The 22,007-nt window shown below is 58.8% G+C and carries 21 protein-coding genes, 3 tRNA genes, 1 other RNA gene and 1 pseudogene; 12 read left to right on the plus strand and 14 right to left on the minus strand.

The window, feature by feature from the left end:
• Positions 1-29: 29 nt before the first annotated feature.
• The 4 genes and pseudogenes from QP381_RS02730 to QP381_RS02745 all read right to left on the minus strand — a co-directional run.
• Positions 30-656 (minus strand): annotated as a pseudogene (locus QP381_RS02730) (ABC transporter permease); the annotation flags it as partial.
• Positions 629-1,321, minus strand: a complete 693-nt coding sequence (locus QP381_RS02735) for an ABC transporter permease (protein ID WP_006680687.1) — start codon at positions 1,319-1,321, stop codon at positions 629-631. The pseudogene QP381_RS02730 and the gene QP381_RS02735, both read right to left, overlap by 28 nt.
• Complete coding sequence (locus tag QP381_RS02740) at positions 1,318-2,139, minus strand: ABC transporter ATP-binding protein (protein WP_006680688.1); 822 nt, start codon at positions 2,137-2,139, stop codon at positions 1,318-1,320. The genes QP381_RS02735 and QP381_RS02740 overlap by 4 nt, the downstream gene beginning before the upstream one ends.
• Before the next feature lie 294 nt (positions 2,140-2,433).
• Positions 2,434-3,831 carry a uracil-xanthine permease family protein gene (locus QP381_RS02745; RefSeq protein ID WP_006680689.1) on the minus strand — a complete coding sequence of 466 codons (1,398 nt, stop codon included), beginning with the start codon at positions 3,829-3,831 and terminating at the stop codon, positions 2,434-2,436.
• A gap of 254 nt (positions 3,832-4,085) precedes the next feature.
• Between QP381_RS02745 and QP381_RS02750 the strand changes: the two genes are divergently transcribed.
• The 4 genes from QP381_RS02750 to QP381_RS02765 all read left to right on the plus strand — a co-directional run bounded on the left by QP381_RS02750 (position 4,086) and on the right by QP381_RS02765 (position 5,581).
• Entirely contained in the window at positions 4,086-4,820 is a 735-nt protein-coding gene (locus QP381_RS02750; RefSeq protein ID WP_006680690.1) for a glutamine amidotransferase-related protein, read from the plus strand.
• A gap of 87 nt (positions 4,821-4,907) precedes the next feature.
• Positions 4,908-4,992, plus strand: a tRNA-Ser gene (locus tag QP381_RS02755).
• A gap of 80 nt (positions 4,993-5,072) precedes the next feature.
• An RNA gene (ffs, locus tag QP381_RS02760) (signal recognition particle sRNA small type) lies at positions 5,073-5,168 on the plus strand.
• Positions 5,169-5,508: 340 nt separating this feature from the next.
• Positions 5,509-5,581, plus strand: a tRNA-Arg gene (locus QP381_RS02765).
• A gap of 257 nt (positions 5,582-5,838) precedes the next feature.
• Here QP381_RS02765 and QP381_RS02770 read toward each other — a convergent pair.
• Both QP381_RS02770 and gluQRS read right to left on the minus strand, forming a co-directional pair.
• Positions 5,839-6,210, minus strand: coding sequence for a hypothetical protein (locus QP381_RS02770; RefSeq protein ID WP_285067738.1), 372 nt, complete (start codon positions 6,208-6,210; stop codon positions 5,839-5,841).
• Positions 6,211-6,295: 85 nt separating this feature from the next.
• The gene (gluQRS, locus tag QP381_RS02775) at positions 6,296-7,243 is read right to left on the minus strand and encodes a tRNA glutamyl-Q(34) synthetase GluQRS (RefSeq protein WP_285067739.1); all 948 of its coding nucleotides are present in this window, start codon (positions 7,241-7,243) and stop codon (positions 6,296-6,298) included.
• Positions 7,244-7,324: 81 nt separating this feature from the next.
• Here gluQRS and QP381_RS02780 point away from each other — a divergent pair, with 81 nt between their 5' ends.
• The 5 genes from QP381_RS02780 (at position 7,325) to QP381_RS02800 (ending at position 11,338) form a co-directional block, all read left to right on the plus strand.
• Positions 7,325-7,867, plus strand: a complete 543-nt coding sequence (locus QP381_RS02780) for a fluoride efflux transporter FluC (RefSeq protein WP_285067740.1) — start codon at positions 7,325-7,327, stop codon at positions 7,865-7,867.
• The gene (locus QP381_RS02785) at positions 7,864-8,331 is read left to right on the plus strand and encodes a fluoride efflux transporter FluC (protein WP_103633170.1); all 468 of its coding nucleotides are present in this window, start codon (positions 7,864-7,866) and stop codon (positions 8,329-8,331) included. Before QP381_RS02780 ends, QP381_RS02785 begins: the two co-directional genes overlap by 4 nt.
• Positions 8,332-8,566: 235 nt before the next feature.
• Positions 8,567-9,559 (plus strand): methionine ABC transporter ATP-binding protein, encoded by a 993-nt coding sequence (locus tag QP381_RS02790; protein WP_006680697.1) that lies wholly within the window; start codon positions 8,567-8,569, stop codon positions 9,557-9,559.
• A complete protein-coding gene (locus tag QP381_RS02795; protein ID WP_219811019.1) occupies positions 9,556-10,317 on the plus strand; it encodes a methionine ABC transporter permease in 762 nt (253 codons plus the stop codon). Before QP381_RS02790 ends, QP381_RS02795 begins: the two co-directional genes overlap by 4 nt.
• A 172-nt stretch (positions 10,318-10,489) precedes the next feature.
• Positions 10,490-11,338, plus strand: a complete 849-nt coding sequence (locus tag QP381_RS02800; protein ID WP_006680699.1) for a MetQ/NlpA family ABC transporter substrate-binding protein — start codon at positions 10,490-10,492, stop codon at positions 11,336-11,338.
• A 199-nt stretch (positions 11,339-11,537) separates the two neighbouring features.
• Here QP381_RS02800 and QP381_RS02805 read toward each other — a convergent pair whose 3' ends face one another.
• Both QP381_RS02805 and upp read right to left on the minus strand, forming a co-directional pair.
• Positions 11,538-12,086: a YagU family protein gene (locus QP381_RS02805; RefSeq protein WP_006680700.1), complete on the minus strand. Its 549-nt coding sequence runs from the start codon at positions 12,084-12,086 to the stop codon at positions 11,538-11,540.
• A 236-nt stretch (positions 12,087-12,322) separates the two neighbouring features.
• Complete coding sequence (gene upp, locus QP381_RS02810) at positions 12,323-12,961, minus strand: uracil phosphoribosyltransferase (RefSeq protein WP_103633169.1); 639 nt, start codon at positions 12,959-12,961, stop codon at positions 12,323-12,325.
• 312 nt (positions 12,962-13,273) lie between these two features.
• On the opposite strand from upp, the gene tadA reads away from it, so the two are divergent.
• Both tadA and QP381_RS02820 read left to right on the plus strand, forming a co-directional pair.
• Positions 13,274-14,104, plus strand: a complete 831-nt coding sequence (gene tadA / locus QP381_RS02815; RefSeq protein WP_243440754.1) for a tRNA adenosine(34) deaminase TadA — start codon at positions 13,274-13,276, stop codon at positions 14,102-14,104.
• A gap of 118 nt (positions 14,105-14,222) precedes the next feature.
• Positions 14,223-14,312 (plus strand) — tRNA-Ser (locus QP381_RS02820).
• A gap of 114 nt (positions 14,313-14,426) precedes the next feature.
• Here QP381_RS02820 and QP381_RS02825 read toward each other — a convergent pair.
• The 3 genes from QP381_RS02825 to dcd all read right to left on the minus strand — a co-directional run bounded on the left by QP381_RS02825 (position 14,427) and on the right by dcd (position 17,325).
• On the minus strand, positions 14,427-15,329 hold the full coding sequence (locus QP381_RS02825; RefSeq protein ID WP_006680703.1) for a hypothetical protein: 903 nt from the start codon (positions 15,327-15,329) through the stop codon (positions 14,427-14,429).
• A 106-nt stretch (positions 15,330-15,435) separates the two neighbouring features.
• Positions 15,436-16,737, minus strand: a complete 1,302-nt coding sequence (locus QP381_RS02830) for a hypothetical protein (RefSeq protein WP_006680704.1) — start codon at positions 16,735-16,737, stop codon at positions 15,436-15,438.
• 6 nt (positions 16,738-16,743) lie between these two features.
• A complete protein-coding gene (gene dcd, locus QP381_RS02835) occupies positions 16,744-17,325 on the minus strand; it encodes a dCTP deaminase (RefSeq protein WP_006680705.1) in 582 nt (193 codons plus the stop codon).
• Positions 17,326-17,370: 45 nt separating this feature from the next.
• Between dcd and QP381_RS02840 the strand changes: the two genes are divergently transcribed.
• Complete coding sequence (locus QP381_RS02840) at positions 17,371-18,429, plus strand: A/G-specific adenine glycosylase (RefSeq protein ID WP_179370116.1); 1,059 nt, start codon at positions 17,371-17,373, stop codon at positions 18,427-18,429.
• Positions 18,430-18,601: 172 nt separating this feature from the next.
• On the opposite strand, the gene QP381_RS02845 is transcribed toward QP381_RS02840, so the two are convergent.
• Genes QP381_RS02845 through QP381_RS02855 form a run of 3 tightly spaced genes read right to left on the minus strand, consistent with a single transcriptional unit; the run spans position 18,602 to position 21,871 of the window.
• On the minus strand, positions 18,602-20,035 hold the full coding sequence (locus QP381_RS02845; RefSeq protein ID WP_006680707.1) for an ABC transporter permease: 1,434 nt from the start codon (positions 20,033-20,035) through the stop codon (positions 18,602-18,604).
• Positions 20,032-20,823, minus strand: a complete 792-nt coding sequence (locus tag QP381_RS02850; protein ID WP_006680708.1) for an ABC transporter ATP-binding protein — start codon at positions 20,821-20,823, stop codon at positions 20,032-20,034. Before QP381_RS02850 ends, QP381_RS02845 begins: the two co-directional genes overlap by 4 nt.
• A 1-nt stretch (position 20,824) precedes the next feature.
• On the minus strand, positions 20,825-21,871 hold the full coding sequence (locus QP381_RS02855; protein ID WP_006680709.1) for an efflux RND transporter periplasmic adaptor subunit: 1,047 nt from the start codon (positions 21,869-21,871) through the stop codon (positions 20,825-20,827).
• Between the last annotated feature and the right edge of the window lie 136 nt (positions 21,872-22,007).

A 22,007-nucleotide genomic window follows, 5' to 3' on the forward strand; every position in this document is an offset into this window, starting at 1 on the left:
CGTGATGCTCGCACCCACAGGGCGTCCAGAATCAATGCGAGGGCGACAACCAGGATCGCGCCACCAATCATCTGCCCGTAATCGCGGGTTTTCAGACCTGTGTAGAGGAAACGACCCAGCCCAGCGTCCGCGGTGTACGCCGCGAGCGTTGCGGTGGCGACAACCTGCAGGGTCGTCGAGCGCAAGCCACCAATAATCAAGGGAAGCGCGGCGGGCAGTTCAACTTCGCGTACGACTTGCATTTCGGTCAGGCCGATAGCTCGAGCAGCGTCCACCGTTGTCGGAGAGGCTGACCTGATACCGGAATACGTTGCTGACAGCATCGGAGGAACCGCCAAAATCAGAAGCGCTAAGAATGGTGCTGACAAGCCAATACCCAGCCACAAGCCGATTAAAGTCAGAACACCCAGCGTCGGGATCGCTCGCGCCACCCCGAACGTCGCGCTCATTAGCGTGACAAAACGGCCGGTGTGCCCGATGTAAATACCAATTGGCAGCGCAATCAGGCCGGCAATGGTGACAACGCCGACAGTCACGCCAAGATGTTGAACAATACGAATGAGGATCCCCGTGGACCCCGTCCAATGGCCACCAGCAAACAGCCATGTCAATGCATCCATGAGCAAGCTCATGCGGCCACCTCCGCCTTCAAACATGGGTTAGAAACAGGGGAGCGATGAGGCGCGGATCCCGGCCTCGTCCATGGGGTGAGCAGGGCGCCCACGGCGATGGTCAGCGCATCCAAAACAAGCGCGACCAGAACGGTTGCAACCAAGCCGGCGCATACCTCGGACACCAGACCTCGCTGGAATCCGTCGGTGAACAGCGTGCCCAGCGAGCGAATCCCGATGAACGCACCTACGGTCACCAGCGACACCGTCGACACAACGACCACGCGTACGCCCGCGATGATGACGGGCAAGGCTAGTGGGAGTTCGACTCCGATGAACTTACGCCATGAGCTCATGCCAGCGGCGTCCGCAGACTCGAGAACCGAAGCTGGCAGAGAGGTAAACGCATTCGCGACCTGACGGATCAGCACCGCGATCCCGTAGAGCGCAAGAACGATGATGATGTTCAGCTTGCTCCGGAGCGCAATTCCTACGATCACGGGGATCACAACAAGCATTGGCAGTGAGGGAATCGCATACAGCAACGACAGTGCGGTCAATAGTGGGCTACCCCAGCGCTTCGAACGCGTCGAAGCCCAACCGACCGGGATTGAAATGATGACCGCGGCCAGAATTGCTGGTATCGCGATGCGTAGGTGCGCGACAGTAAGCTCCCAGAGTAGTAAGTAGTTTTGCGACAGCCAACTCATCGGAGTTCGCCTTCCGGCAACAGGCCGAGCGGACGGCCATCCGGGTCAGAAACGAGTGTGCCTGCGGGCGTGGACTTCATACTCAGACGGCGCTGGCCGGACGACCCGACGAAGGACGCGACAAAGTCGTTCGCGGGGTTCGTCACGAGGTTCTCGGACGTGCCCACCTGCGCTAGGACGCCACCGGTCTGCAGAACAGCGATCTGGTCGCCGAGCATGAACGCCTCATCTAAGTCGTGCGTAACGAACAGGATGGTCGTGCCCACGCGGTCACGCAGGTCGCGGAGCTCCCGTTGCAGGTCGGCGCGAACCAGCGGGTCCAGTGCGCCGAAAGGTTCGTCCATCAGCAGAATGTCCGCTTCGTTTGCGAGCGCGCGAGCAACACCCACGCGCTGACGCTGGCCACCTGACAGCTGCGCCGGATAGCGTTTCGCGAGGCCTCGATCCAAACCAACCAGGTCCATCAGCTCTAGCGCGCGTTTCGCCGATTCTCTACGCGAGGCACCCTCAAGACGCGGAACCGTCGCAATGTTGTCAACAATGCTGCGATGTGGGAAAAGTCCAGCATCCTGGAGCACGTATCCGATCGAGCGACGCAACTTCACCGGGTCAACATCCGCAACATCCTGCCCGCGCACAACCACGCGCCCAGATGTGGGGGAGAGCATCCGATTCACCATCCGCATCAGCGTCGTCTTGCCCGACCCAGACGTGCCCAGCAGGACCGTCGTCGTATGAGGCTCAACGTGCAGAGAAACGTCATCCAACGCCGTCGTCCCGTTCGGGAACACGTGCGAGATGTGGTCGAAAGTAATCACCGAGATGTCTCCTTTCGACGAAGACATGGAAGAGGAGGTGCGCAGGACATTACTGACCCTGGACACCATTCAAGGGTCTACCGGTATGAACGCCAAGGCTTCCTAAGATATTCAACCAATGTCAGCGAGTTTTAGTGACCTTGCGCATCTTCACTGTGGGAATTGCATGAAAATAGCCGGTGAGTGCCCCGCAGGGGGCAGTCACCGGCTATTCGCTCTGTAACTGGCCTCGTCAATTGGTGCTTACTGGACGTGCACCGAGGCCGTAGTCGGACTGAGCCGACTTCGCGTCAATCACGCTTCAGTTGAAGGTGCCTTCCGACGCTTCGCGTAGGGTTCGGACTCGAGTTCCGTGCCAGCGGGAACCGATGCGGGCGAAACCTGTTCGAGGTTCGTACCACGGGCCTTCGAGATCCAGCGCATGAGGTGGTAGATGACAATCGCTGCAACGGAGCCGAGCGCAATACCGGAGAAGGTCATCTTGCCAGCAATCAGCGTGTAGTCGGCGATGGCGACAACCATGGCGACCGCAGCGGTGTTCAGGTTAACCGGATCGGAGAAATCAACGCGGTTCTGAACCCAGATACGAACACCGAGCATGCCGATCATGCCGTAGAGGATCGTTGCCGCTCCACCGAGGACACCGGCTGGGATCGTTGCGATGATCTGGCCGAACTTCGGCAGCATCGACAGGGCGAGAGCGGTGAAAGCTGCGACCACGTAAGCGGCGGTCGAGTAGACGCGGGTTGCGGCCATAACGCCAATGTTCTCGGCGTAAGTCGTCGTACCGGAGCCACCACCGAAGCCTGCGATCATCGTGGACAGGCCGTCGGCGAAGAGTGCGCGACCGGTGACATCATCCAGGTTCTCGCCGGTCATTGCGGACACGGACTTCACGTGACCGATGTTCTCAGCCATGAGGACCAGGACAACCGGGACGAACAGGCCTATCAGCGACAGGTCGAAGGCCGGGGCGCGGAACGCCGGGGCGCCAACCCAGTCGGCGTTTGCGATGGCGGAGAAGTCGACCTCGTCACGGATGCAGGCGGTTGCGTAGCCAATCAGAACACCGATGAGGATCGCGAGGCGACCGATGATGCCCTTGAATAGGACCGTGATCAGCAGGATCGAAACGATCGTGACGGTTGCGGTCAGCGGGGCGGTCTTCACGTTGTTCCATGCGCTAGGCGCAAGGTTGAAGCCGATCAGGGAGACGATTGCGCCGGTCACCACCGGGGGCATCAGCTTGTCGATCCAAGCAGCACCCGCGAAATGAACGATCAGGCCGATGATGAAGAGCGAGCCACCGGCCATGATGATGCCACCCTGTGCCAGGGAAGCAAGATGGTCGTCGATGGTCTGGCCACCGCCGGCAACGTAGCCGGTCACCGCGCCGATCGGTGCGATCAGCGCGAAGGACGAGCCGAGGTATGAGGGAAGGCGTCCGGCTGTGATGAGCAGGAACAGCAGGGTTCCGAAGCCGGTGAAGAAGAGAGTTGTTGACGGGTCGAAGCCGGTCAGCAGTGGAACGAGGAAGGTTGCGCCGAACATTGCAACAACATGCTGAATGCCGATGCCGATTGTTCGAGGCCACGTGAGTCGCTCGCTGGGGGAGACAACCTCGCCGGGGGCAATGGAAGTGCCGTCACCGTGCAGGGTCCAGCGGAAGAAGCCACGGGAATTATCGCTCATGGAAGAGCTCTCCGATCTGATCAGTTGATGGGCAGGGCCGTTTCACCGGTCAGAACACCAGATTAGCCCGCAGTGATATTGCGCCGGTAGTTTGGCGTCCGTTCTGTGACCGGATAGGCGCGAAAATACAATTTGGTGCACAGTTAGGACTGCGTATTTTCATCTGCGGTGTGGTGACGAGGCTCCTTGCGGATCGGCAGTCTTCATTCTGAGAATTGTTAGACCATTTCCAAGTCTTTACCTATCCTTGACGTATGAAACCTCTCTTGCTGGTGTCGACACGTCCCGAAGACGTTGAAGTTGAAGCGGAATACCGTTCGTTTCAGCGAACGACCGGCCTAGCAGAAACCGAGCTTGAACAGGTCAGACTCGACATGCTCGGTCTTCCTGACATTGATGTTGAGGCCTATTCCGGCATCATCGTTGGCGGATCTCCCTATGGGACGACAACGTCCGACGTCCACAAGTCGGCGACGCAGAAGCGCGCTGAAGCTGAACTGTTCCACCTTCTTCACGATGTGACGACCGCTCACGTTCCCTGTTTTACAACCGGGTATGGAACGGAAGTTGCGGCTGTTCTGATGGGTGGCCAGGTGACGACCAGGTGGGCTGAGCCCGCGCAGATCACCGAGATTTATATGGTTGCCGAGCATGCGGATGATCCGATCTTGGAAGGGGTTTCCCGCACGTTCTACACCTATGTGAACCACACAGAAGCCGTTGAAGAGCTCCCCGAAGATGCGGTCTTGTTGGCGAAATCGCTGACCTGTCCCGCTGAAGTCATGCGGTTTTCAGACAACTTCTACGCGACGCAGTTCAACCCGGAAATCGATTCTGATGCGATTCGTGCTGCCCTTGAACGCTATGAAGATGCGGGTTATCCGGGCACCGATGATGTGGAATCGCTGATGCTTGCCGGGCGCCTAGGGGCGTGTGACCATCAGGCGGGCAAGCTGGTCCGCAATTTCGTTCGCCTTTTTGGTGCGTGACCTATCCCATGAGGGTGTTCGATGTGCTGAGTTAGCATTTTTAGACCGTTTCAGCCTAAGATAAGCAAGCGCACTGATGTGCGTGCTGGAGGATTCGCCTAGTGGCCTATGGCGCACGCTTGGAAAGCGTGTTGGGTGCAAGCCCTCGGGGGTTCGAATCCCCCATCCTCCGCGGTTGTCCCGTCATCCTTTGGGTGGCGGGACTTTTGTTTTTCCGAATCGCCTTTGTGTGGTGGCATGTGTAAACTGGGGAGCGATCCTCCGTGTGACGGTATCATCTGAACCTCCCCAGGGCCGGAAGGCAGCAAGGATAAGGGTGCGCTGCCGGGTGCGCGGAGGGTCCTTTTATTTTCCGCTTATATTCCGCACAGGCGCGGAATGGGAACGAAAATATGACGAACACTCCTTCGCGGCCTCGCTCGTGTGATCCTGTTCGGCACATCTGACTCAGATCGCGCCGATTTCATGTTGAGAGGGTGCCTCGTGCCCCGTTTTCCGTACGCGAAAAGCGTGCGACGGTGGTACGAGGCTCCTTCTTTATGTGGTTTCGGTCATTTACGGGGAGACTAAAATAGGAATAAATGGCTTGAATGAGCCCGCAATGGACTATTGATGTGATGCAAGCCCCATCTGCGAGTTTGTCATTGCGGGGTCTCGCGCGTAAAGTTGTTTTCAGCCAAACGGCGATGCGCTCGTAGCTCAATGGATAGAGCATCTGACTACGGATCAGAAGGTTGGGGGTTCGAGTCCCTTCGAGCGCGCAGCGGCCCCCCTCGGTGCGATCCACCGGCGGGGGTTCTGCATTTCTAGTGACAATCCGCTCAGTTCCAACGATTTTACGTTGAGCTGATCGGATTTTCTATTTCTACTGAATGCGCTTTTTGTGGCTAATGCCCAAATGTCGGGCTCATGCCCAAGTGTGTCTTTTTGGGCGTGTCGGGGTGGTTTTAGTGGCCTGCTCAGTCTTTGCGGATGTGTAGGGATCCGTCTTGGTATTTGCTCCGATGAGTGTGCCGTGTCAGATATTGACGGTGACAATCCAGCGGTCAGCGTCGAGGAAAGCGGTTGTTTTGACCGCTGTCATTCGCAGGCCGTTGTCAGCGCGCATGCGTTCCATAGTGTCTGCGACCTGTTCGTGATTGAAAGTGGCGATCGGCTTACCCAGGCAGTTCACTTCCAAGTAGCCATCGGAGAACCCGCCGTGCAGGATGAGCATGCAGTGGAACTCTGCAGGAGCATCCGCGCTGGTTGGAGCCCACTTTTCTTTGCGCGCACGACGTGCAATCGTGACGTCAAGGTCGTGCGACGGCTCTAACTGCGTCCAGTTGTCCGACTTAGCAACGATGAGCGTCGGTTCTTTGTATCCGAAAAGCTTCTGGAAGAAATCCATGGGTTAAGTGTGACACGAGGCCACCTACTTCTGCTGGTCATGCTCCTGTTCAGAAAGTGGAGGATGGAGGTGAAACCCGGTTGGCTCAGAATGCGGGGAGCCCGGTGGGCGGGGTGACAATCCACGGGTCAAGGGGGAGTGCTCGCAGGGAGTCGATGGGGAGAGCGTCTGCAATGTCGATGGCGGTTTGCGCTCCGTCGACCCCCAGGGAACGACCAATCCATTCGACGGCATCCTCCGTGGTCCACCCAAGTTCATGCAGGTCAGCGAGGGTGACGGCTCCGTCGCGCTTCGCGAGGCGAGAGCCCGTCTTGTTCAGTGCCAGTGGCACGTGCACGTAAGTCGGGACCGCGATTCCGAGCAGTGTTGCCAACGCCGCTTGAGCGGGCGCTTGAGACAACAGATCGTCGCCTCGTACAACTTGGTCGACATGCTGGAAGCCATCATCGACCACCGCGGCCAAGTTGTACGCGGGCACGCCGTCAGCACGGCGCAGCACGAAGTGATCGACGGGGCCGGTGAAAGAACCGTGGAGTTCGTCGAATACGGTCCACTCGCTTGCTGGAGCGCGAAGGCGAAGCGCGGGAGTACGCCCGATTTCGGTGAGCTGTCGGCGTCGAACCTCGCGCTCAGTGTCAGTCAGGTTGAGGCATGTGCCGGGGTAGTGTCCCGGCGGAACATGGGGAGCGGACGCGGCTTCTTTAATGTCCTTGCGGGAGCAGTAGCACTCGAACGCATATCCCTGCTCGAGCAGGTAATCGAGCGCCTGCGTGTGGGCGGCTGAACGCGTCGTCTGCACCAGTATTGTGCCATCCCAGTTCAGTCCGATCGCTTTCAGGTCGCCGATCTGGCGGTCGGCGCTGCCCGAACGCACGCGGTCTATATCTTCCATGCGCAGGACAAACGAGCGCCCGCTATTACGCGCCCAGGCCCAAGCGAGGATCGCGGTCCGCAGATTCCCGACGTGAAAATCCCCGGTAGGAGAGGGCGCAAAACGTCCCACGCCTTGCTGAATGAGGGAACCGCTGGTCATGGGTTTAGTGTACAAACTGCGCCGACAGGGCAGGCTGATCGTTCCTGCCCGAGTCTCGTGAACTTGTGTAGGCTGGACGCGATGAATGATCCTGCAAAGCCCGTCCAGCGCATCTGGCCGTACGTTGCCGTTGGTGGCGCGTTGGGCGCGCTTGTTCGCGCTGGCGTGGACTATCTGACAGTGTTCTTCCCCGATTCTGCGGTCATTTCGCACGCGATTCCCATCATGTGGTCGACGGTTTTTGTGAATCTTCTCGGTGCGTTTGTGCTTGGTGTGGTCGTGTCGCTTTTTACTGATCCCTCACGCGAGCGTGTGCGCCTGCTGGTTGCCACCGGCTTCCTGGGAGCGTTCACAACCTACGGCACATTGATCGCTACAACTGCGAATGGGATGATCGCGTCCGGATCTATTGTTGGGGCGATTGTTCCGGCGCTCGCGTCGCTGACGTTGCTTTTCCTTGGCGTCGTGTGCGCGGGGTGCGGTTGTGCGTTGGGCCACTTCGTAAAGTTCGGCATGTTCGAGGTCGTTGAGGTGAGTGACGAGGCCGGGTCCAGCGTTTCATCTCCGTCTTCTGATGCGGCCGGGATGGTCGACCGTGACACCTTCGCTGAGGAGGAACAATGATCGTTCTCTTCAGCGTGCTCGGCACAGCCCTCGGCGGAGCACTCGGTGCCCTCTCGCGCTGGAAACTCGATCTGGCTGTAAAAACCAGGTGGGTTGGCAAGCGCGCGTTGGCTGGAAAGCCCCTCCGCCCTTACGTCGGCATCGTGGTCGTCAATACGGTCGGTTGTTTCCTGCTTGGCTTCCTGACCGGGATCCTCCCGCTACTCGCGGTCCTTGTCGCCGGTGGGTCTACGGTCGACTATCCGGGCGTCACCGGAACCATGCGTTTTGTCCTATCAACGGGTTTCCTTGGTGGCTTCACCACGTTCTCAACCGCGGTCCTGGATGCGTGGACCGAGGTGTGGGCTCGTCGGGTCCGCGCCGGAATGAGTCTGATTGTTGTCGGCTGGGTGAGTGGCCTCGTCTCCTATCTGCTGGGACTTGGATTAACGGCACTCGTCTCCTATCTGCTGGGGATTGGATGAGCTGTATCTGTCGACTAAGGCGCAATTCGCGATCTGGATCACTGTTCGCGCGCTGACGGTTACCGAAACGTGATCGCGTAAAACTGCAGGTCAGGCTCACTTTCATTTCACATCGTGGCGTTATGTAACAGAAAATTTGGGTGGCGCGGACTTGCCTCCTATGCTGACAACATCAACGCAGCGCGAAAACGCGCCGAAAACCCGGCGCGCACGATCTGAATCGAAGGAGGGCGCCATGATTGACCTTGCCGGAGTGCGAAAGGTTTACTCCGTCAAAGGTGGCAACGAGGTTGTCGCGCTCGACAATGTCACCCTCCACGTTGAACGTGGATCCATCCACGGAATCGTTGGTCAGTCTGGTGCGGGCAAGTCAACGCTCATCCGATGCCTGACCGCGCTTGAACACCCCAGCGACGGCAATATCGTCGTCGACGGGCTCGACTTGGCGCAGTTGCGTGGAAAAGCCCTGCGAGAAGCTCGTCGCAAGATCGGCATGGTCTTCCAGGCCGCGAACCTGCTGGACTCGCGCACAGCGGCGCAGAACATCGGCTACCCCCTGAAACTTGCGGGCGTACCGAAGGATCAGATCAAAGCGCGCGTTGAAGAACTACTTGCCCTTGTCGGTCTTTCGGGACGAGGCGACTCATATCCGTCTCAGCTTTCCGGTGGTCAGCGTCAGCGCGTCGGCGTTGCTCGAGCGCTCGCGGACAATCCCAGTGTTTTGCTGTGTGACGAGCCCACCTCCGCGCTCGACACCGAATCGACGCGCCAGATTCTGGAACTCATCCGCAAGGTTCGCGACTTAGAAGGCGTGACCGTTCTGGTCATCACCCACGAAATGGCTGTCGTCCGCGAAATCTGCGACTCCGTTACTTTGCTCGGTCACGGTCGCGTCATCCAGACGGGCACTGTCGAAGAGGTCGTTGCCGACCCGTCCAGCCCACTCTCGCGTGAACTCGTTCCCGCACCGTCCGTTGACGATGCTGACCTGCGCGAAGGCACCACGCTTCTCGACGTTATCTTCACATCGCACCCCGGCGTACCCACCGGTGCGACCGTTCTGAACCTCGCCGCCTCAATGGGCGCCGACGTGACAGCCGGAACCTTCGAATCTATTGGAATGACTCAGGTTGGTCGCCTGGCACTCTCCGTGCCCAGCTACCACTCGAAGCAAATTCTTTCTGAACTGCGTGAACATGACATCTACGCCGAGGTGAGGTCCGCATGACACCCGTTCTTCCCTCCCTCTACACGTCGCTTGCAGGCCTGTTGCCCGCAGGGTTGCTACCTGCTGGGCTCCTGTCCGCTGGTGTGAACGACCCGAAGTGGCTGGATAACCCGGCGCTGACGAAGCAGTTCCTGCCGGCAATCGGTGAAACCCTGGCGATGATGGGCTTTTCCACGCTGTTCACGGTCCTGCTCGGTATCCCGCTTGGTCTGTTGCTTGTTCAGACTGCCAAGAATGGCCTGACTCCGAATAAGACCATCTACCAGACCGCGTCGACGATCGTGAACGTCATCCGCTCGCTGCCGTTCATCATCGGCATCGTCGTCCTACTGCCCGTTACCCGCATCATTGTGGGAACAACGCTCGGCTGGCAGGCAACCGTCGTCCCACTCGTGCTCCTATCGGTGCCGTACTTCGCGCGCCTCGTCGAATCGAACATTCTTGCGATCGACTCCGGCAAAATCGAAGCTGCTCAGATGATGGGCGCAACGAACCGCCAGATCCGCTGGGGTGTTCAGGTTCGCGAAGCTGCACCCGCGCTGGTGCAGTCCACGACCACGCTTGCTATTACCCTGATCGGCTACTCCGCAATGGCGGGCGCCGTCGGCGGTGGTGGTCTTGGACAGATGGCCATTAACTACGGCTACAACCGTTGGCAGGACGACGTCATGATCGCCACGGTTATTGCGATCATCGTGATCGTCCAGCTGGTTCAGATGATTGGTGACATGATCAGCCGACTGGTGGATCACCGCTGAGTCGACCACCAGTCGGGCAACCGGCAGGCCAGCACTGTTCAATCAATCGTTTCACATCGACTGACCATTCAGTGGTCTATTTCGTTACACAGTCTTCATACCCGGACGTCTGTGCTCCCCTTGAGGTTGAGCGAGTACGTTTCTGGGTAACAACACAGAAAGAGGAATTCTCATGCGTTCCATCCGTAATCTTGCCGCTACTGGTGTAGCAACCGTCCTTGCCCTTGGCCTCGCAGCTTGTGGCTCCACCGGTTCCGATTCGTCCGCTTCCGGCTCTGAAGCGTCCGGTTCTGGCGACACCGTCACCCTGAAGGTTGGTGCCACCCCGGCCCCGCACGCAAAGATCCTGCAGTACATCCAGGACAACCTGGCAGCTGACGCGGGCCTGAACCTCGACATCGTCGAGTACACCGACTACGTCCTGCCGAACTCCGCCCTGAATGACGGCGAGCTCGACGCGAACTTCTACCAGACCGTCCCCTACCTGGAGATCGCTGAAAAAGAAAACGGCTACGACTTCACCGCCGGTGAAGGTATTCACCTTGAGCCTCTCGCAATCTACTCGTCGAAGATCAAGTCGCTGGATGAACTTCCGGCAGGCGCAAAGATCGGCATCATCGATGACGTCACCAACCAGTCTCGTGCGCTGACGTTGCTCTCCCAGCAGGGCCTCGTCGAACTGCCGACCGACGGTTCTGAAGCCAACGTGAACAACGTGAAGATCCTCGGCGACTTCACCTTCCAGGAGGTTCAAGGCGCCCAGCTGGTTCGCTCCCTGCAGGACGTTGACATCGCCGTTATCAACGGCAACTACGCCCAGGAAGGTGGCCTGTCGCAGGCTAACGACGCCCTGGTCGTCGAGTCCCCCAAGAACAACCCGGCAGTGAACGTCCTCGTTTGGAAGAGTGACACTAACAAGGCCGAAGCGATCGCGAAGCTCGAAGAGTTGCTCCACTCCGATGGGGTCAAGTCCTACATTGAACAGACTTGGGCCGACGGCTCCGTCATCCCCGCGTTCTGATCGGTACTGCTGACCAGCTCTGCTGACCGGCTGCCGGTGTTGATTGGCGAGCTTGGCAGCTGACCAGCCAACTTACTTTAAGAGAGGGCCACCCCGAAAGTCGGGGTGGCCCTCAGCTCAAGTGTTGGTCGCTACTGAAGCTAGCCTCGCTTGTCTGCGTGAATGCTTGTTCAAGTCGCGGTCAGCGTAATCAGTGCGATCAGTGAGTTTCCAGCGCGAACTCGGCGTCCGGTTCCTTGGTGAAGCGGTTGCGCAGGTCGCGACGGAAGACTTCAATGACCCACATCCAGACGATGTGGCCGAAGATCTCGGAGAAGTGCTCCTGCCACGGCTGATCCCACGGTGCCGGGACGATGCCCATGAGTGGCATGAGGATGACGTGGAAGCCGATCCACACGAGGATGCCGAAGACGGCACCCTGCCAGAGCTTGACCTGCGGGAAGCGCTCAGCGAGCACGCAGTAAACGATGGCGACGACGATCGAGAAGGAGAAGTGGATGATGAAGGACATCCACGGCAGGCCTTCATTGCCGTTGAAGGTGTAGGTGGCGTGCGTGAGGTCGGGGTTCATGCCGAACAATTCAAGCAGGGACTGCGGCGGGTTGGTGGCGTTGCGTTCCGGCGTACGCGGGGGCAGTGGTACCTCCCAACCGAATTTGATGATGGCGGAGATGATGCCACCAATGAGGCCAACGAGTGCTGCAACGCCGTACTTGCGACGCTTCGGATTAGTCTGTGTGATATTCATGCTGTCAGCATATGTCAATCCGTTGACAGCGTGACATTATGTAAGCGATTAAACGCCTCACATCACATGTCAATCTCTGGCGCTGAGTGAACAACCAGGGGAATTCGTCCTCGTTGCTGATGTGCTGGAGCCAGAGAGACGAAGAAACAAAAGTAGGGAGCCACCCCGATTGGAATAGCTCCCTACTTCAGATATGCACGGCGTTCACCATGTCAGTGAACGTGCATGCAACAATGTCAGTCAGCGATGCCGTAGAGACGGTCGCCAGCATCACCGAGACCCGGGACGATGTAGGACTTCTCGTTGAGGTGGTCGTCAACAGCCGCGACAACAACCTTGACGTCTGCGCGGTCACCCACTGCCTTTTCAAGTTCGGCGATGCCTTCCGGAGCTGCGAGAATGCAGACGCAGGTGACATCCTTGGCGCCACGTTCAAACAGGTAGTTTGTTGCTGCGACCATGGTGTGACCGGTGGCGAGCATCGGGTCGAGGATGAAGCACTGGCGACCGGACAGGTCGTCGGGCAAGCGGTTGGCGTAAGTTTCGATTTCGAGGGTGTCGTCGTCGCGACGCATGCCGAGGAAGCCGACCTCTGCGGTCGGGACCAGGCGGGTCATGCCTTCGAGCATGCCCAGGCCTGCGCGCAGGACAGGGACGACGAGCGGGCGCGGTTCGGAGATCTGCAGGCCAACGGTCGGGGCGACGGGCGTGTTGATCGCGGTTTCGGAAACGGCGACGTTGCGCGTGGCCTCGTAGGCGAGCAGTGTGACGAGCTCGTCGACGAGCTGGCGGAAGGTTGCGGACGGCGTTTCGCGGTCGCGCAGAACGGTGAGTTTATGGCTAACAAGCGGGTGGTCCGCGACATGAAGATGCATAGTTTAAGGCTACCGCGCGCGGGCGGGCAGTGGGTAGCGCGCCGGCGTTTTCGTGATTATTCCGCCTCGGTGCCACTGGTGTTTGATGGGGGACGAGGCCCGGATCCGTAATGTGAGGGTGATTCCTTGATTGTGTCGGACACTATTGGGGCGATGTCTCAGGTGGAGAGATAGGTGGATTATTGAGTGAAAGGCGCGTGAAAAAGCCGTTTTTCCTGAGAGTTTCCTGCACGGTTGGATAGTGCGATTCAATTTGTATATGCCTGCCGGTAGGCTGTAGGCGTGACACCAATGGATCGTTATCGTGACGCGATGAGTCGCGCTTTGTTCTACGCCAACCAGGCCCGTGAATCGGGCGATGTGCCGGTTGGTGCCGTTGTCATTGATTCGCTGGGGCGGATTGTTGGTAAGGGTTGGAATACTCGCGAGGCCGCGCATGATCCGTGCGGTCACGCAGAGATCAATGCGCTTCGCGAGGCTGGCCAGACCTTGAAGCGTTGGAATCTTGTGGGCTGCACGCTGGTTGTCACGCTTGAGCCGTGCACGATGTGCGCGGGGGCGGCGTTGGCGTCACGCGTTGATCGCGTGGTGTTTGGCGCGTGGGATCCGAAGGCTGGCGCGGCGGGTTCGTTGCGTGATGTGTTGCGTGATTCTCGAATGAATCACAGCCTTGAGGTCATTCCGGGTGTTTTAGGGGTCGAAGCCACGATCCAGCTGAAGGCGTTCTTCCAAGACAAGCGCGAAACTACGGCTGAGCCGACGGGACGCGGTGCTCTAGCAAATGAGCCAGTTGCTGTCCCTCCCTTAGAGGCAATTGCGTCGTGGAATCACCCGGGTTCGCTCGAGTCTTCGGACTCCGTTTCAGACAGTGACAGGGAAGCGAAGAAGTCTGAAGAGCCTACACAAGAGTCTGCTACGACGTTGCTTCCGCAGATGGAGCGAGCTTCGCAACCAGTGTCTAATCGGGCGAAACCCGAAAATTTGGGCCTCGTTGCTTCGAAGGCGGATGCGGTGCCAGCTGGGGAAATGACGCCCTTTGTATCTGCGCCCACTCGCGCAAAACATGCGGGCACCCCGGCAGATGTGCGCATAGTGGCGGGTATTCCGTTGCGTAGTCACGCGTATAAGCGGGCGAAGCACTGATCGGTGCGCGGTTGGCAGAATGCCTGCGTAACGACGCGGGGACAACGTGTGGAACGTATCGCATGGGCGGACCTCGTGTGGAGTTTGCCGGCGACTTCTGTTTATACTTATGCGCATTGGTAGCGTGTCCGAGCGGCCGAAGGTGCAGCACTCGAAATGCTGTGTGGTGTAACAGCCACCCAGGGTTCAAATCCCTGCGCTACCGCCAGAGTGTCCCGCAGTCGTTGACTGCGGGACACATTTTTATGCCGAGCGTCGGTGCCTCGTGGGGTATTCGGCAGTGACTGAGAAGCCTGCACCTTGTGGCGTATTCGGCAATGACTCAGAAGCCGGCGCCTCGTACCGCATTCATCACGGAGCGGACGTGTTCGCGCGTGTCGATGATGGGTGCAATGAAAGCGTTCCATGCGCGGATTGACGTGAGGGTGACAGCCGTCGAAATAATCGACGTGATGATCGCGGATGCGAGCGTCGCAATGCCGGTCAAGACCGCAGTGATGATCACGATCAGGCTGACGGCGCTGGCGACCCATTCCCACCAGCGGGTGATACCTCGTGTCGTGCTGTTGTTCATGTGGTGCACCGTTGTCGTGAATGAGACGCAGAATGCGACCGCTGAGACGACGAAGGGGATGGAGCCGGTGGATGCGGAAGCGAAGATTCCGCTGAGCAACCATGAGAGCCAAGTGATGAACACGAATGCGGTTGCTCGCCCGTTTTCTGCGCGTTTACGCAGGTAACTCCAGGTGGCATATGTGATTGCGATGGCGACGAGCGTTGAAACAAGTCCCGTCGCAATGAGTGCTGACCTGGTTGTCAGCATCGTGTTCAACGGTGCTGTAATTCCTGCGATTCCTGGGATCAAGGAAGTGAACGCCAGCATCATGTTCAGGATGAGTGCGACGAGGAGAGTGATCCCCAGAACCTGCAGGCTGGGCAGTTGTGTTTCGCTCAGGCGTGCGGTGGGGATTGAGTCGCCAGAGTATTCTTGACCAGCGTTTCCTGAGGTGTACGAGGCCGTGCCCGCTTGGGTGGTCGTCGGCTGGGGTGCGGTCTGCTCGTTGGTTCCCGGCGTTGAACGCTGGGTGAAGTGAACGCGGTCGCGCGAATCCGGCGTGGAGTTGGAGGCCGAAGATGCTGATCCTGCGGAGGGGCGCCCAGTGGGGGTGGGGTTCTCGAAGATGAGTTCGACTTCGCGAGGTTCGGGGCTACCGGTGGTGCTCATGAGTCTATTCCATCGCACTCGTCTGAATGTTTCCTGAATCGTGGCTGAGCAAGAGCTCGTGTGCGCTGTAGGCGAACAAACGGCGCAAGCTGGCCGAGTAGGGCTGTTATTCGATTGCGGTATCGTCCACAAGACCGACGAGGAAACCGTCTTCGTCAATCACGGATCCGCCGACGGCGGTGACGATGATTTCTGCGACCTTCTCAATGTCACGCGATGAGCGCATGCGCTCCAAACGCGCTGCTCGTGACACTCCAGTCGGTGTCTCGAGCATTCCTGCCGGCAACCACTTCAGGTGATATTCGATGATGACGCCCGTTGTCCACGACTCCCAACGCAGAACCTGGGGAGGACGAGGAACCGGTTCTACTTCGATCATGAGATCCGACCGGTTCGCGATCGGGGTGACAAGCGCGTACCCGGCAACAACTTCGGGGGTGGCACCGACTTCTTTCGCTGCCCTTTCGGCCAGTTCGCGTGCTTTCGCGATCTTTGTCGCGATATCTGTGCGGATCGTTCCAGGTTCCGCAGCGATCGCAGCATTTTTTTGAACCACCTGTTGCGCGGACTGCGATGCGGGAGTGGCAATCTGACGTGAATCTGTGAGCTGTGGGAAATGAGGCTTGAGCAGGTTCAACAGGTCCTCAGGATCCAGCCAGCGTGGAGTGTATACGGTCAACGAAACCGCTGAATCAGGATCCGGGGCGATCATCTTCCCCGAATCGGCGACGCGAACAGCGCCACCCAGGCGTCGAGCCATCCGCTTCAGTGCGGTCAAGATCCGGTACTCTAGGCCGACGGGAACTCCATCGGGGAAAACGCTTGCCCACTCGTCGAGGACGGCAAGCTGAGGATCCACGGGATTTCTGCGCGACTTTGGGCATTCCAACACCCACACGTTTGTGAGTGAAGCGGGGGTCTTGAGCGTCTTACGTAGAGTTGCGTCAATGCTCCATGGTCCCACCAGTCGTGCCTCGCCAACAAGGTGTAGCTGACCGGCTCCTTCCCAGCGAGCTTCATCCCAAATTGACAGGGCGAGTGCCTCAATTTCTAAGGGATCTACTTCATCCGCCAATAACAGTAGATGGTGTTCAGAGGCTGCGGCCTCGTCGATTGAACGCGCGGGAGCGGAAGTCGAAATTGTTGCCGAAATAGGAGCAACCTGCGACGTCTGCGAAACGCCTTCGGTGCCAACGGAGAAGGTCTGCGAAAACTCGGACAGAGAGGTGATGGCATTCAACGACGTTGAGGTGAGCGACGTTGAATCACCAACATAATCTTCGGTCAACGAGGAGCGTGAACGCGAAGACGCCTCTGCCATGCGATCGCGCAAAGAGCGACGCGCCAGCGCACCGGGAACACTATTCGTCCCAGTGCCCTCGTTGTTATCCGAAACCTCGTCTGACACGTTCGTTCAACGCTCGATCCGAGTGCGGTTGAAACGCAGGTGCGTGCGCGACGGAGTCGGGCCACGCTGACCCTGGTAGTGCGAACCCAAACCGGACGAACCGTAGGGGTGCTCCGCCGGAGATGACAGATTGAAGAAGCACAGCTGGCCGATCTTCATGCCCGGGTAGAGCAGGATCGGCATGGTCGCCGTGTTCGAAAGCTCCAGCGTGACGTGGCCGGAAAACCCGGGGTCAATGAAGCCAGCGGTCGAGTGCGTCAGCAGACCCAAGCGACCAAGCGACGACTTACCTTCAAGACGCGCTGCAATGTCATCACCCAAAGTGACCAGCTCGTAGGTTGCGCCCAGTACGAACTCGCCCGGGTGCAGAACGAACGGTCGATCCGGTCCCACATCAACCTGATGCGTCAGATCCGTCTGATCAGCGGACGGATCAATCACGGCGTAACGGTGGTTGTCGAAAAGACGGAACAACCTATCCAAACGCACGTCAATACTTGCTGGCTGAATCAGATCCCGATCAAGCGGGTCCAGCTGAATACGCCCAGAATCAAGGCCGGCATTAATATCGCGATCGCTCAATAGCATGGCTCAATTGTTTCACATTCACGGCGACCGTTTAGGCTGATGGTCATGTCCTCTTCCTCTTCTGGCGCTGTTCGTGGCGAAACTACGCCCGCAAGCTCGGCTACTCGGCAGGCCAAACGCAACGAGGTGCTCACCGGTCTCGTGAATTGGATGAAGGAAAACAAGCGCGAACTCCCTATGCGCGCCGAGGATGTGACGCCGTGGGGAACTCTGGTTGGCGAAGTGATGAGCCAGCAAACACCCATGCCTCGTGTCCAACCGATTTGGAGCCGGTGGATGCAGCTGTGGCCGACGCCCGCTGCGCTCGCGGTTGCTCCTGCGTCGCGGGTTCTGGTCGAGTGGGGGAGGCTCGGCTATCCGTCGCGCGCACTGCGCCTTCGCGAGTGCGCGATCGCCATTAGTGAGCGTCCAGGTGGCCAGGTTCCCGCAGACTTTGAGTCGTTGTGTAGCTTGCCGGGCATCGGCCCGTACACGGCATCTGCGTTGATGTCGTTCCAGTTTCATGAGCGTCGCGCGGTGCTCGATACGAATATTCGACGCGTGATTGCGCGGATTTTCAGCGGAATCGAGCGACCTGCATCTTCGTCCCCGACTCGCGTCGAGAGGGACCTCGCCGATTCCCTGCTACCGTCGTCGGGCGTTGAGTGTGCGACGTGGAACCTTGCGCTGATGGAGTTCGGGGCGATTGCGTGCACATCGAAGAATCCTGGGTGTGATACGTGTCCGCTTGCCAGTGAATGCGCATGGTTCGTTGCCGGGCGTCCAATGGTCGAGGTCAAGAGAAAGTCTCAGGCCTGGGCGGGCACGGACCGGCAGGCGCGCGGGCGAGTGGTGCAACTGTTGCGCGACCTGCACGTTTCCGGGGACTCATCAGCTTCTTCCGCCAGTTCCGATTCTCCCGTTGCTTCCGGTGATTCGTCAGCTACCGGCAATGTACCTTCCCCAATCGACGAGGCCGCCCCGACAGTTTCGTACTCTGCGGCGTTAGAAGTGGCGACGTTGCCGGGTAGCGACCCTGACCAGGCTCCCCGTGTGATTGAAGGCTTGCTTGCCGATGGCCTGCTGGTGCGCGTCGGCGAGGATCGCCTGGCTCTTCCGCGCTGATTGTCCCCGCTTGCACACTGCCACGGAGGCAGGTTGTCCCCAGGGGCGAGTTGTGCTCGCTACTGACGGCCCACCGGCTTCGTCGGTGGGCTGGACTAAGAGCAATTGTCTGAGCTTCCGGGGATTATCTGCGCAGTGGTAGCAACTGGTCGGAGGCTAGCCAAGCAGGTTGTCAGTACCGGATCGCGTCGATTGGTTTGACTCTGACGGCAGCGAGCGCAGGGATAATTCCGCAGAGAGCGCCGATTCCCGTGGAGATGGCAATGCCGTCGATGGCTGCGCTCATCGGGAATGGTGGGCGTTCCTGCAGGTAGATGCCCAATAACGTGTCAAGTGGCAGTAGTCGGATCACGATGATGGCAATTCCGACACCGATGACGCCGGCGACGAAGGTAGCGACAACCGACTCCATGAAGACCGCGAAGAAGACTCGTTTAGCGGATGCTCCCATAGCTCGCCGGATGCCGATTTCTCGGATGCGTTGGCGTACGGTGACGATCGCGACGTTCAGTAGCCCGAGTGCACCTAGCAGGATGACGATGCCACCGATGACCATGATGACGGTGCGGATCGTATTCATGCTGGATTGTCCGCCGTCGTAGTATTCACCGCCGTAGACGTCGCCTTTCCAGCCTTTGCCGAGTACGGATGCGAGTGCTTTGGGGAGCAGGTCTCGTGCTTGTTCCGCCTGGTCAGCTCCGGTCCAGACCAGCATTTCAACACCGTTTGATGTGGGGGATTGTCCGCTGAGCGCGGCTGACTGCGATTTGGTGAACTGCCAGGCGGTGTAGTCGATGTAGGCGGTTGGGCTGTCCCATTGCGAGTTGGATTTGATGACTCCGACGACGCGGTATTGGGTGGCGGAAGCATCGTTGGCGTGCAGGACGATAGGGTCTGCAATATTCGCGTGAGCTAGGTATTCCCAGAGCGTGGAGTTGATGACGATGGGGACGACTCGCTGGTTGGCGTCGCCCGCATCGATCCACCTGCCGACGATTGGGGTCAATCGGAATAGCGTGGAGTACGCGGGGTCGATGGCTTTCACGGATGTGGACGTTTCCATCGTTGTGAGGTCCTGCGTCGTGGGGACTCCTCGGTATGAACCGGTTTTTGAGATCTGTTCTATCTCAGTGAAGGTGATATTCCCTGTTTCGAGCCTGGACCAGTAGGGGATGTGCAGGCGTTGAGCGACGGTTGTCATGGCGTCACCCATGGGGTCGTGAATGACGCCGGTGAGCGCGGCGAGCGCGTTGCTTCCGTCGCTGCTCGTTGTGCCTTGGGTTGCTGAGTCGCTGTCGATAGTTGGCATTCCTTCGGCGTTTGTTGTGGTGCCAGTTTCGCTTTCGGTCGACGAGGCCGCGCCTGTCTCACCGGTGTCTGAACTGGTTTCTGATGCGCTGACGTGCAGAGTAATGGATCGGCCTGAGTAGGCTTCCTCCATTTCTTTATTGACCTGAACCAACATGTCGCCAATGGCGATAACTGAGGACATGGCTGCGACGGCCGCTACGACGCCGACGAGGGAGAGGATGACTCGGGTTTTTTGTACTTTGACTTCGCCCCATGCTTCTACGAGGGCGCCGATGATCTGGTTGAGGGTATTCATTCCTGAGTCTCCTCCTCTTCGTTTCGACCACCGGTTGAGGGGGAGGTGACCAGTTGGGTGGGGTCGGCCTCGTCGATTGAAGGACGGGTGGCGGAAAGATCGTGGGAGTCGATTGCGTGCAGGGTACCGTCGGCGAGCTGGAAGATTCTCTTTGCGCGCGAGGCGACCGCGAAATCGTGGGTGATGACGATGAGGGCGGCGTTGTTTTCTCTGGCGACGGTTTCAAGGAGTTCCATGACCAGCGCGCCGGTTTCGGGGTCGAGTGCGCCGGTGGGCTCGTCGGCGAGGATGACTCTTGGCTGGTGGACCAGGGCACGTGCGATGGCGATGCGCTGCTGTTCACCACCGGACATTTGGGAGGGGTAGGAGTCGAGGCGATCGCCGAGCCCCACGCGGTCGAGCATGGAAGCGGCAAGTGTGCGACGCCTCCAAAATGCTTGTCCAGTTGCGTAGAGCAATGGGACTTCAACGTTTTCACGTGCCGTGCGCGCGTTGAAAATGTTGAACTGCTGGAACACGAAGCCGAAGGTTGAACCGCGCAGGGCAGAGCGCTTCCCTTCGCCCAGGCGCGTCACGTCAATGTCGTTGATCGTGTACGTTCCGTCAGTCGGCAGGTCCAGAAGACCAATGATGTTGAGCATCGTCGATTTGCCGGTGCCGGAGCGACCCACGATGGAAATGTGGTCGCCGGGATCGACGTTCAGGTCGATGCCACGCAGGATTCTCAGGTCGGACCCGTCGGGTAGTTGAACCGTCCGGGTGACCTGGGCGAGTTCGATCAGGCTCATGTCAGCCCGCCGAGCTTTCAGTGGTGGCCGTCAGGGGAGTGGCTCCATCTACACCGGATTCACTGCCCCGTGTTGTGTCTGAGCTGGCGGTGGGAATGAATTCGAGCACCGAGTCGGATTCCGTCAGACCTTCTTTGATCTCGACGATTTCACCGTTAGTCAGACCCAAGGTGACAGGCTTCTTTTCGGGCTTGCCGGCTCCATCACTGGCGGGGATGTAGACAAATCCGCTTTGGAAACGGCCTTCAACAGCGCTGATGGGGAGTGTGAGGACGTCGGTTGCGGAGCCCGCGACAATGTCCATTTTCAAGCCGAGGCCGGGGAAGACCTTCTGATCTGCTGGGATTGCGCAACGTGCTTGGATACCGCTGTTCTGCTGGGTCTCTCCCTGTTGATTCGTGTTCTTCTGCGTCGTGTCAGGCGTGACGATCTTGAGTCCCGAGCAGGTGAAAGGTGCGGGCCCATTAGTGATGGTCACGGTTGCTTCGGAGGGTGTTTCTTGAATGCGGTACAGCTGGTCGGCGTTCAGAGTTGCCACAGCGGAATAGGTGGAGGGGGCGATGGTTCCCAGTTGGTCGCCGATGTCGAACCGCTGGCCGAGTAGGGCGCTGAGATGCAGGGTGCCACTGGCGGGGGCAGTGATGTCCGTGTACGTGTAGGTCGGCGTCTGTTGATCGTCTGTATCGTCGGTATTCGGGTTGCTTTCGTTTTGACCACGTATCTGCAGGATCATGGCTCCTGCTTCGACGTATGTGCCGTCACTGACGGCGATGTAGTTGACCTCGCCAGCCCCGGTTGCTTTAACAACGGTGGAGGGATCGTTTTCGATGGTGCCGTTGACCGAGACGGTGTTCGTGATGTCCGCTTTCGTCGGGGTGACCGTCATCTGCCCGTAATTCGCGCTTGGATCAAGGGGCTGATCGCTTTGGTCCGCCCCAGTGGAAGGAAAGAATGCGAATTTCACGAGGCTGATCGCGATGATGATCCATACGCCTGTCTTAATCAGGGCGATGATCTTTTGAAAACGCGGGGACGTGGAAGAGGACACGAATACTCCTAGACGCTCATCAACGTTGATGGTTCCCAACGGTATCAGTGCCCCGTGTCGTGGGGGAATGAGGACACTGACAAATCAGGGGTGACTCAGGGTTAGTCAGGGTTGTGTGAATTCTGGTTTGAGACTG

It is taken from the genome of Pauljensenia sp. UMB6358 (assembly GCF_030216865.1).
GTDB lineage: Bacteria > Actinomycetota > Actinomycetes > Actinomycetales > Actinomycetaceae > Pauljensenia > Pauljensenia turicensis_A.